The organism is Novipirellula herctigrandis (assembly GCA_007859835.1).
Lineage (GTDB): Bacteria > Planctomycetota > Planctomycetia > Pirellulales > Pirellulaceae > Novipirellula_A > Novipirellula_A herctigrandis.
This window is the reverse complement of sequence record SJPJ01000001.1, coordinates 113365-124151: the sequence shown is the minus strand read 5'-3', so window position 1 is coordinate 124151 and position 10787 is coordinate 113365. Positions and strand designations below refer to the sequence as shown.

Here is a 10787-nt window from a genome sequence, read left to right as displayed (position 1 = left end):
CCACCTACTGACGGCGTGCCACCTACTGACGGCGTGCCACCTACTGACGGCGTGCCACCTACTGACGGCGTGCCACCTACCGATGGCGTGCCACCTACCGACGGCGTGCCGACAGATGAAACCGATGCTAACACCGTCAGCAAGGACGAACAGTACTGGGCCAGCTACTACGTCGGCACGACACACGGCGGCCAAGAGTCTGCCTTTGGCGTCAACGCCGCCACCGGTCACATCAAGTCCTATCCAGCAAACGTCAGCGGACAATTTGGCAATTATGTGCGACTCGTACGCGGCGACATCTACGGTGAAAACAGCTTCGTCGACAACGGCGATGGCACCGTGACCGACTTGGCAACCGGACTGATGTGGCAACAAGCCGACAGCGGCGTCGGCATCGACTGGGAAGATTCGCTCGACTACGCCGAGAATCTTGAACTAGGCGGTTACGACGATTGGATCCTGCCGGACATCAAACAGTTGCAGAGCATCTTGGATTACACGCAATCGCCTACCGCGATCAATGCCGAGGATGTCGGACCTGCGATCGATACGGACTACTTCGAAATCACGCAGCTCCCAGATGGTACAACGAATACGGATAGCGACTACCCGTACTTCTGGTCTAGCACCAGCGCGTACTTCGGCGGCGACAGCACTGAACATTACTATGCGTGGTATGCGTCGTTCGGAACCGCTGTGGACAACAACGGAGACGACTCGCACGGTGCGGGCGGCGTGCGATTCGACACCAAGGTCGAAGGTGGCCCGGCGGGCGAGGGCGGCGAACGCATCGATAACTATGTTCGCGCCGTTCGATACGTCGGCACCGGCACGACAACCAACGTCGAACCGATGGCCGAAGCATCCGGACCGTACGAGGGAATTGTCGGTGATTCAATCATGCTAAATGGTGCCGATTCAACCGATTCCGATGGCACGATCACTTCGTATGCTTGGGACTTGGACGGCGATGGCCAATACGATGACGCAACCGGTGTTACCACTAGCTATGTGGGCACGACTGTTGGATCCTTCACGGTCGGTTTGCAGGTCACCGACAACGACGGAGCGACAAGCATCGACACGGCAACGATCACGATTGCTAACGCTGCACCTGCGGCTGGTTTAAGCGTAACGCAAAGCGATGGCACAACGTCAGTCAACGAGAGCGGAACGAGTGACACGATCAGCGTGACTCTCGACACTCAACCAACCGCCAACGTTGTCGTCACCGTCTCAAGCGCTGACGTCGGTGAAGTGACCGTTAGCCCATCGGCAATCACATTCACACCCCAGAACTGGAACGTCGCGCAAACCATTACCGTGCTTGGGGCTGCTGACCGTGTTTTCGACGGCAGCCAACAGGTCGCTTTGACATTTGCGACGACCAGTGACGATGCGGCCTACGCTGCACTCGGAAACGTCACCGTAGCCGCAATAAATGGTGACATCGATTTGGCTCCGATTCCGACACAGATCTTCAGGCCCGAATTCTTGATTAGGCCTCATGTGATTCCCGCAAGCAGTATGCGATCGGCCATTATTTTCGAGGCGTTTGCAGACACGACGCTATCGGTATTCCCTATTGGTTCCGCATCGGTCTCGGAAATCGTTCGCATTGTCGACGAGAATTCCCAGCTTATCGGCGCTTTTCAATCGGGGGGCATGAGTGTGACGGTGGTCGCAGGAAAGATGTATGCAATCACTTTCGAGACACAAACCAAAGACCGGATCTTTAGCGTTCAATCAAACTCTGCAAACGATGCGTTCTCGCCGGTCGCGTCTAGGAATATCCTGCAGCCGACGGATACTTCGGGCGATGGCTTCACAACCGCCGTGGATGCATTGGCCGTGATCAATTATCTCAGTAATAATAGAATACCCGCCAAGGGAGAAGGCGAAACGTTTTCCACAGCAGAGGCCTTGCTTGATGTCAATGGCGATGACCGGATTTCAGCTCTCGACGCATTGGTTATCATCAACCAGCTAAATAGCCAAAGCGAATCTTCGGCGAATATTGGCGAAGGGGAAACCGTTGACGCGATGATTCCGCAGTCGGCATTCCGGTTGAGCGACGATGTCGATCCATTCGACGAGACGAGCGTGTTTGATGAAACGCCAGTTCCTCTGGCCTTGAAAACGGTTGGACCGGTTGCGGAGCCCATCACGAACTCTCGCCTCACGGAAGTCCAACGGGTCGATGAGGTAATCGGTGCAGACTATGCTGACAGCGCGATTTCCGATGACGACTTCGATTTGCTCGCGGTCGATTTGTGGCACACCGCCAAATAACATCAAAAACACGGACTACAAGAAACTGATATGAATCACACTCCAAAATTCGTCTTATTGACGCTCTGCCTTTCGTTATCCACTCTTTCGTCCGCAGCGGATTGGCCTCGGTTTCGTGGAAGTGATGGCAACGGCACTAGCGCCGATTCGAAGATCCCACTTGCCTGGAGTGAAAACCAAAACATGGCTTGGCGAACGGCATTGCCCGGACCTGGCTCATCGTCACCGGTGACTTGGGGAGACCGTGTTTTTGTGACCTGCTATTCGGGTTACGGTGTCTCCGGTGAAAATATCGGTTCAAAAGAGAAGTTGCAGCGGCATCTGGTCTGTGTGAACCTCTACGACGGCAAGACACTATGGACCAAAACGGTTCCCGCTCAATTGCCTGAGGATGAAAGCCATGGCTACATCACCGAACACGGTTACGCCAGCAATACACCGGTGACCGACGGCGAACACGTGTTTGTTTTCTTCGGGAAAACCGGAGTGTTGGCGTTTGACATGGACGGCAACGAGCAATGGCGAGTCGGAGTGGGAAAGGAATCGAGTAACCGTCGTTGGGGGTCTGCCGCCAGCCCGGTAATGTACAAGGACATGGTGATTGTGAACGCCGCAGAAGAGGGCCGCGCGATCATTGCGCTCGACAAACAGACAGGCCGTGAAATTTGGAAAGCGGAAGCCGATTCACTTGAGCTAGCGTATGGCACACCATTGCTCGTTGAGTTACAAGACTCCCGAGTTGAACTAGTGATTTCGGTGCCCGGTGAAGTATGGGGGTTGAATCCCGATACCGGAAAATTGAAATGGTTCGCAGAAACCAATTTGACCGGCAACATTTGCCCGTCTGTAATCGCACACGGCGGGATCCTCTATACCTTCGGCGGCTATCGTTCGGCTGGCAGCCACGCGATTCGAGCAGGTGGTAAAGGCGATGTTACCGACACGCACACCGTTTGGTCCAGTCGCGAAAGTTCGTATGTTGCCACGCCCGTTTTGCATCAGGGGCATCTGTACTGGATCGATGACCGTGGCCAGGCTCATTGTCTAGACGCGAAAACCGGCGAATCGGTTTACCGCGAACGTGTTTCTGGTTTGAGCGGCAGTAGCAGACCTGTCTACGCTTCGCCGGTTCTGGTCGGCGACCGACTGTATGTGCTCAGTCGCTACAAGGGCACGTTCGTCTTGCCGGCGAAACCCGAGTTTGAAATCCTATCGACCAATACATTTGAGACGGATGACAGTGACAGCAGTGGCACCCCAGCGATTACCGGCGATCGGATGGTGCTGCGGTCAGGACGTTACTTGTATTGTGTTTCAGATAGGTAGGGTTAGTTTCGCGCGAGCCGAATGAGATCCAACCCTTGCCGGGGTCTCATCCATGACGCTACGCCACCGTATCTCGGAACGCGACTGCCCACTTCCGCTTCTTCGCGGGAGATTCTTACTGAGGGTTAGGGCGTGGGGCCCTGGATTGAACCGCAATTCAAAGGACACGATTTCATGTCCCCACACTTGAAGGCATTGAAAGAAGCGCGGTGCAATTGATTCAGTCCGCTACGTCGTCAAGATCGTAATATTTGACAGCGGCAGTTGGCTTGTGTGGTGTTGTGACGACATATAGATCTAACAAGTTGTTTTTAACCAATTTACAAAATTGGATGCGGACAACGAATCTTTAATGTGTCTTTTGCCGACCTCTCCTTACTTATACAGCATCGGTGACATCTCGATGGAGAAACGTATCTATTGTCCACTGCTTTTCAGTGGCGTTCTATTTTTTTTTGCGTCACAACCGGGGCTGTACAGTCAAGACTTCTCACCGTCAGTTGTGTCGGAAGCCGACATGGTGACCATTGACGACATGGTGACCATTGACGTGGTCCCTTTGCCCCAACATGCTGATCGACCTTTGCAAAGGCCGTCTGCATCACGACCAAAGGCGGCGCAAAGCAATCGCGGCGAGCCCCAGCAATCGGTTTCAGCACCAAGGCAACTGCCCATTCCTGGACAACCGGCTCGAAATCTGGCTGCAATTGGTGCCACGCCGCCTGCGGAAGAACAGTTTCCTAGCCTGCTTGAATTCCTGCCCCATCGTGGCCCAGGGGGGGCGTTGGTCGGAGAATATATTTACACCGGAGAATCGTTCACGTTAGCCCATGGCGGCATGAGCAGAAATCATGTCACAAACTATCGAGGCAATCTTGATTTGGTGCTGACGTTGGACATGGAAAGAGCTTTCGGATGGACGGGTGGTCGCTTTTTCCTCTATGGAAACAACGCTCATGGGAATCCAATTTCGCAATCGGACGTGGGTGATGCGCAAGTCTTTAGCAATATTGATTCAACTCTAACGGAAACCGAGCGGCCCCATTTTACCGCAGTGGCTGAGTATTGGTACGAACAATCGCTTTATGACGACATCATTCGTTTTAAAATCGGCAAACAAGACGCGAACGCCGACTTCGCCTACAGTGACCTTGGGGGCGACTTCATCAATTCGTCGTTTGGACTGCCGCCAACGATTCCAATGCCGACCTTTCCTAGTCAAGCGTTAGGCGTCGCGTCATTTCTTAGTCTAAGCGAACGTATTTCGGTTGGCTTTGGTATTTATGATGGAACGCCAGCCGAAGGACCTCAGGGCGTGCGTTGGGGATTTGATACGCTCGGACACAACGGAGCGATTTGTTTAGAACAGATCGAAATCCTCTCGCAATTCGGGCCAAACGGCCAATTACCACAGACCCTTCGGCTCGGTTTTTGGCAACACACCGACAACGATCAATTTCAAGATTTCTCGACGGTTCCGAAGCAATTTTCCGGAAATCACGGCGGTTGGTTTACCGTAGACCAAATGCTTTGGAAAGAACAATACGGAACCGAAGACACTCAGGGGCTCGGTGCATTCGCAATGTACAGCTGGGCGCCAAAGGATCGCAATGAAATCCATTCTTCCTTTGCAGCAGGATTTGTCTATCAGGGGTTATTGCCATGGCGTGACGACGATCTATTCGGCGTAGCCGCTGCCGTCGCCAATTTTGGACAACCATTCCGTCAATCTGAACAAGCTGCGGGCAACAATGTTGGGCCAAGAGAAGTCGCGACGGAGGTTTTTTATAAATGCCAAGTTACCGATGCAATGATACTCCAGCCCGAACTGCAATACATTTCCAATCCAAGCGGATTGTACAAGGACGCTTTGCTTGCCGGTGTTCGGTTTGAGGTCGCACTTTAGCGAATGCTCATCGTTTCGACCGGCTGAACGTTTGGCATTGGAATTTGTGTTGCTGGGTACGTCTGCCACGTCGTTTCGGAACGCGATTGACTAAAAAACGCCCATCCTGATGACGTTCGCGTGCTCCGTCGTAAATGCCTGGATCCACTAAGCGATGAACGTTGATAGAAGTTCCGAGTACGAGAACGTTGGTGGTACCTTTGCGCCAAGGAAACACCTGGAAGCCGTGTAGAGGTTGAGCGATCCGGAAAGCTTGCCATTGCCCCCCCAATTCCGACAATCAATGCCAAGGTTAAGAGTTTTGGACGCGACATAAGCAGTTCTCCGGCGGATTAGGTTCGTGGATAGAATTGATCTAGAATGTTTCTAAGAACCCCACCATTCTGCATTTCCTATGCCACCATGCTAATGCCTGCCCAAATAGGCTTCTGAGGCAAAAACGTCGCCATGTTTGTGGCGTTTTGGCAACTTCTTGATGACGCCGGACAACGCTTCGAGAACATTCTGCGACTTCTAAGACGCTCAATGTAGCGGTTATGCCGAGGACGAGGGGCCGCGACATTATGCCCTGGTCAAGTCCCGCCACGCATCACGTTTCCGAACCTAAGTTTGTAGTGTCGTGACCCTCAGCAATGTTGCGGGTTCACCCACATATCCCAGCCAATCAAAATCGGTAACGCTTTATGACTTTGACAATTGCGAGAAAACTATTTTTAATCGGCGCTCTTGGTTGTGCAGCGCTGATATGCGTCATGGTCATTACCCTGCATGGCGCAGCAAGCATTCAACAAAGCGTTCAATCACAAGCAGACGCATCCCACTACGCGATGTCAGCCAAAGACCTGCAATTTCACTGCACCCAAGTGCAGCAGTGGTTGACCGACATTTCAGCGACACGCGGACTTGAGGGTTTCGATGACGGATTCGAGATGGCGGAAGAACATGCAAGGCTATTCGAGGAAACTCTGAACAAATTTGAAGAACAATACAAAACGCATAATAACGCAGACCGTGTATTGCTGGTTCGCGAAATACGAGATTCGTTCGGCATCTATCACCAAACTGGCAAGCGTCTGGCCCAGGCCTATATCGACGGTGGTCCCGAAAAGGGAAATGCGATGATGAAAGAGTTCGACGTTGCCGCGGAACAAATCAATGACCAATTAGTGAGTATCGCTACGCATCATCAGAATCTGCTACAGACCAGTATTGACGAAGCGACGTCCGAATCATTGACAAACCAACGGATGGTTCTTGCAACTGGAAGCTTAGGAACCTTGGCACTTGTGGTTTTTAGCCTATTGATTTCCCGATCAATTACAAAACCTCTCCGTCAAACCATTTCGGCACTAAAAAACATCTCCGAAGGAGACGGCGACTTGACTCGTCGGCTCGATGGTTCACGGCAAGATGAACTCGGCGAACTGGCGACCCAGTTCAACGCTTTTGCAACCTCCGTACAGTCGATTATCCATGAAATTGCACAGCAAGCGGCGATGCTATCGCATCTATCGGAGGACCTCCACGGAGTCGCAAAAGGCAATCTCAGTGAAACCGCTGAACTAATGACTCAATCGGATATCATGTCTACATCCGCAACGCAGGTTGGGGATATGATGCAAGAGTCCGGATCGGGTACATGCGAGCTATCGGACAACTCAAAGAGACTCGCCGACACCGTATCTGAACTAACCGCCTGTATTGCGGATATCGCCAAGAGTGCAGAACGAGCATCAAGTGTTGCAGGCGAGTCAGCTGATCTGGTCGGCAAAAATGATGAGAGTATTTCGCGATTACATTCAGCGGCTACCGAAATCGGCCGCGTGGTGGATGTCATTCAAGAAATTGCAGAGCAAACGAATCTACTCGCGCTCAACGCCACTATTGAAGCAGCCAGAGCGGGCGAAGCAGGCAAAGGGTTTGCGGTTGTCGCGACAGAGGTCAAGGAACTCGCGAAGCAGACAGCCAATGCAACCATCGATATTCGAAAACGGATCGCGGGCATCCAAGAATGCAGTGAGCAAGTGGTTTCGTCCATGGATTCGATTGGAAACTCAATCTCAAACGTTGACGGCGAGTCAAAAGCGATCGCAGCGGCGGTGGAGCAACAGAGCATCTCAGCACAAGAGATCTCCCAGAATGTTGAACAGAGTGCTTCGGTCGCCCAATCGGTCGCCAAACGCGTCCAGCAATCAGCAGATCTTGTGCGCGGAATTATGCAGAACTCCGCAAGCGTCGACAATGGAGTTAAGAGCATCTCCGAATCAGCAGCTAGGACCCGAGACGCAAGTTCCCGACTGACCGATGTTACCGACTCACTACAGTCGATCATTGGGCGTTACAAGAGCGCCGTGAACACAGATCGCGGCGATCGAGGTGGAAACGAAACCACAGGCAATGATAAACCCAGTGCCGAAACATGTAGCCAAGTCGTGTCGGATGACGTGACTGATCAGCAACATCTCGCGGTGTAGATATTCCCATAAAGCAACGCAAGACTCGTCTCTATCTCTACCTCCCCGTCGATTCACAACCTGATGAAGATGTTTAACAAAAGATTTATGCTTATCGTGTTATGCACGATGTCACTCAGTTTCCCATTCCACGCAGTTGCAAAGGAATGGCACGTCGTTTCCACTTCAAAAATTCCCGGGGACGGTACAGACGTCGCGCCGTTTACCACTTTGGTGATGGCACGGGACGCGATTCGCAATCATCGGACGAGCCTTCAAACGGACGACCCAACGACCGTCTGGCTTCATGGTGGTACCTATGTCCTTCGCGAAACGTTTTTACTCAACAGGCAAGACAGCGGTACCGAGAACGCCAAGGTTATTTGGAAAGCGGTTCCTGGTGAAACCGTGTCGATCGTGGGTGACGGCGTTGAGGCATTAGTCGCTGTCTATGACGCTTCGCACATCACCCTATCGGGCTGGAACTTTCGTCAGGCAAGTGAACAGGCGATTGAGGTCGCGCACGGCGACGCGATCAACATCCATAACGTTACCGTACAAAGAATTGGTCACACTGGGATACACCTTTTTGGCGGACGCAACTGCACCGTTACTGGGTGTGTGGTCGAGGATTGCAGTTCGATTGGCATACGTGTAGAAGCAGGTTCTCGTGAATCACTCACTTCCTGCAACCATCTCATTGAGAACAACACGGTCACCCGCTGCGGCGATTCAGTGACACCATTCGCAGCAGCAATGCATATCGTTGGTGTTGGATGCAAGGTGCAAAACAACTCGATAAGTGATTGTGATTCGTGTGGAATTCGTATCGATGGAAACAACCATGCCGTATACGAAAATCAAATGGTCCGTGTATGCTTAAAAAACCGGGATACGGGAGCGATCTACTTGGGACAGGATTGGACGGAACGAGGCAACGTTATTGAGTCTAACAGGATCGCTCATGTAGGATCTGAAAAACAGCGTGACGTCATTGCGATCTATTTGGATGATTTCGCGAGCGGAAATATCATTCGCAACAACAACCTTTCAGATGCAGGCCTTGCCATTGCCATTGGTGGTGGCGAAGCCAACCAGATCGAGAGTAACGTAATCAAAGATTGTCTGGTCGGAATTCAGCTTGACAATCGTGGGCAAACATGGCTTTCGTCTGCGGTAAAATCGGGTGGTTTCGCGCGTCTTGCTATTGATCGCTTAAAGCCCTTTTGGGATGTCTATCTAGAACATTACCCTGAACTGAACGATGCGGAACAACTCACACACCTTCAATCAAGGGACAATGTGCTTCGCAACAACGTATTCCAACGATGCACAGCCATTGTGATGGATTCGAAAAAAACCGAGCGAATGAACTCGGTCATCGCAACCCAAGCTGGCGTCGATCGACTAGTTGACAAATAGGCATCGTCGCGGTTGAAACTGGAAGAGTAGATGCAAACAACCCCTGCCCGCGAGAGTGGGAGGGGTCGAGCGCAGCGAGGGGGAGGGCGTTCAGCAGATGCAGCCACCACCAACCCTCTCCCGAGCCTGAGAGCTCGACCTTTCCCAAAAGGCGAGGTGAGATGTGAGGGGAGCAAGAAGGGACAAGAAAAGCATGCTGCACAACTCATCCTCTCTCCTGTTCGTTGTTAGCGACGGTTCGTTAGGTAGAACATTTGGATGGCGTCTTCGGTCCTTCGCTTTCTTCGGTCCCTTCGCCAAGCAGTAATGCAATAGAGTTTGGATGGCCCTTTCTTGCCTCTTTCTTGCCTTTCTTGGTTCCTTGCTGAGGATGAAACTGGATGGCGTTTTCTCGCTCCCAATGGTGCGGTTACGGTTCAACAGGGATTGACGGATGTAACCCATCATCGGTTACGCTAGACCGAGCCCGATGCGTTCACGGCAACCACTGGCGGCCTTACAAGAAACGTAATCGCTAATTTGAAAGGCTCCAACTTTGTGCGCCCTTAGAAAAAAAAACGTCATGAATAGCAATGAACGGCCCCTGATTCCCGACGATGCAGTTGCATGTGAATTCTCCTGGCTGGGGAAAGACTATGGAGTCTACGTCGACGTTGCATCACAGAACATTCATTTCCACAACTGCTTTGTTCCATCGAAATTGTTTCCGTCGACCGAAGGTTGGTTCAGTTTCCCGGTTTCTGACATTCGGTTCGTCTACAACACAAGACAATACAAGGGCGGCTGGGTTCTTATGATTGGAACAAGCGGTGGTGGAGCCCGTATTTCCCGAATGCACACGGACTACTCTCAACTCTACGCTACGCTGACCAAGGTTGCACCACCCAACGACCCCGGTTATTTGATGTCCAATCCCGTTGTCAGTTTTCTATCAGCCGCTGGTGTATTCATATTGGCAGCTTGTGGTTTGTTTGCTGGTTGGTTTCTATCACCTCCGCAATCAAACGATATGATCCTAGGCGTTTGTGTGACATCAGGAATAGCAATCGGAGTCGTGGGAGGATTTGTGATAATTTCAATCATTGACCGCTTTTTGAAGGCCATGTACGCCCGCAATTAGGGAGGCAAGAAGGGGCGAGCAAGAAAAGGCCATCCAAGTTTCGATCCGTTGCTAGAAAAGCATGCTGCACAACTCATCCTCTCTCCTGTTGGTTGTTAGCGACGGTTCGTTAGGTAGAACATTTGGATGGCCTCTTCGGTCTACTAACTGATGCAAACAACCCCTGCCCGCGAGAGCGGGAGGGGGAGGGCGTTCAGCGGATGCAGCCACCACCAACCCTCTCCCGAGCCTGAGAGCTCGACCTCTCCCAAAAGGCGAGGTGAGATGG

Annotated in this window: 6 protein-coding genes; all 6 read left to right on the top strand. The window is 52.1% G+C overall.

Going from position 1 to position 10787, the window contains the following annotated elements:
* Nucleotides 1-2292: Lcl domain-containing protein (locus tag CA13_RS00465; RefSeq protein WP_419193760.1), on the top strand; the 2292-nt coding region annotated here is incomplete at its 5' end.
* Nucleotides 2293-2322: 30 nt separating this feature from the next.
* The gene (locus CA13_RS00460; RefSeq protein ID WP_146393781.1) at nucleotides 2323-3618 is read left to right on the top strand and encodes an outer membrane protein assembly factor BamB family protein; all 1296 of its coding nucleotides are present in this window, start codon (nucleotides 2323-2325) and stop codon (nucleotides 3616-3618) included.
* 352 nt (nucleotides 3619-3970) lie between these two features.
* Nucleotides 3971-5524, top strand: coding sequence for a carbohydrate porin (locus CA13_RS00455; protein WP_146393779.1), 1554 nt, complete (start codon nucleotides 3971-3973; stop codon nucleotides 5522-5524).
* Between the two features lie 683 nt (nucleotides 5525-6207).
* Entirely contained in the window at nucleotides 6208-7998 is a 1791-nt protein-coding gene (locus CA13_RS00450; protein ID WP_146393777.1) for a methyl-accepting chemotaxis protein, read from the top strand.
* Between the two features lie 69 nt (nucleotides 7999-8067).
* Nucleotides 8068-9399, top strand: coding sequence for a right-handed parallel beta-helix repeat-containing protein (locus tag CA13_RS00445; RefSeq protein ID WP_419193759.1), 1332 nt, complete (start codon nucleotides 8068-8070; stop codon nucleotides 9397-9399).
* Nucleotides 9400-9961: 562 nt separating this feature from the next.
* The gene (locus tag CA13_RS00440) at nucleotides 9962-10519 is read left to right on the top strand and encodes a hypothetical protein (protein ID WP_146393773.1); all 558 of its coding nucleotides are present in this window, start codon (nucleotides 9962-9964) and stop codon (nucleotides 10517-10519) included.
* Nucleotides 10520-10787 lie beyond the last annotated feature (268 nt).

What these genes read in the sequence shown, in the direction of transcription:
- CA13_RS00440 (WP_146393773.1), top strand. Translation starts at nt 9,962, where the DNA reads ATGAATAGCAATGAACGGCCCCTGATTCCCGACGATGCAGTTGCATGT.
- CA13_RS00445 (WP_419193759.1), top strand. Translation starts at nt 8,068, where the DNA reads ATGTTTAACAAAAGATTTATGCTTATCGTGTTATGCACGATGTCACTC.
- CA13_RS00460 (WP_146393781.1), top strand. Translation starts at nt 2,323, where the DNA reads ATGAATCACACTCCAAAATTCGTCTTATTGACGCTCTGCCTTTCGTTA.
- CA13_RS00455 (WP_146393779.1), top strand. Translation starts at nt 3,971, where the DNA reads ATGTGTCTTTTGCCGACCTCTCCTTACTTATACAGCATCGGTGACATC.
- CA13_RS00450 (WP_146393777.1), top strand. Translation starts at nt 6,208, where the DNA reads ATGACTTTGACAATTGCGAGAAAACTATTTTTAATCGGCGCTCTTGGT.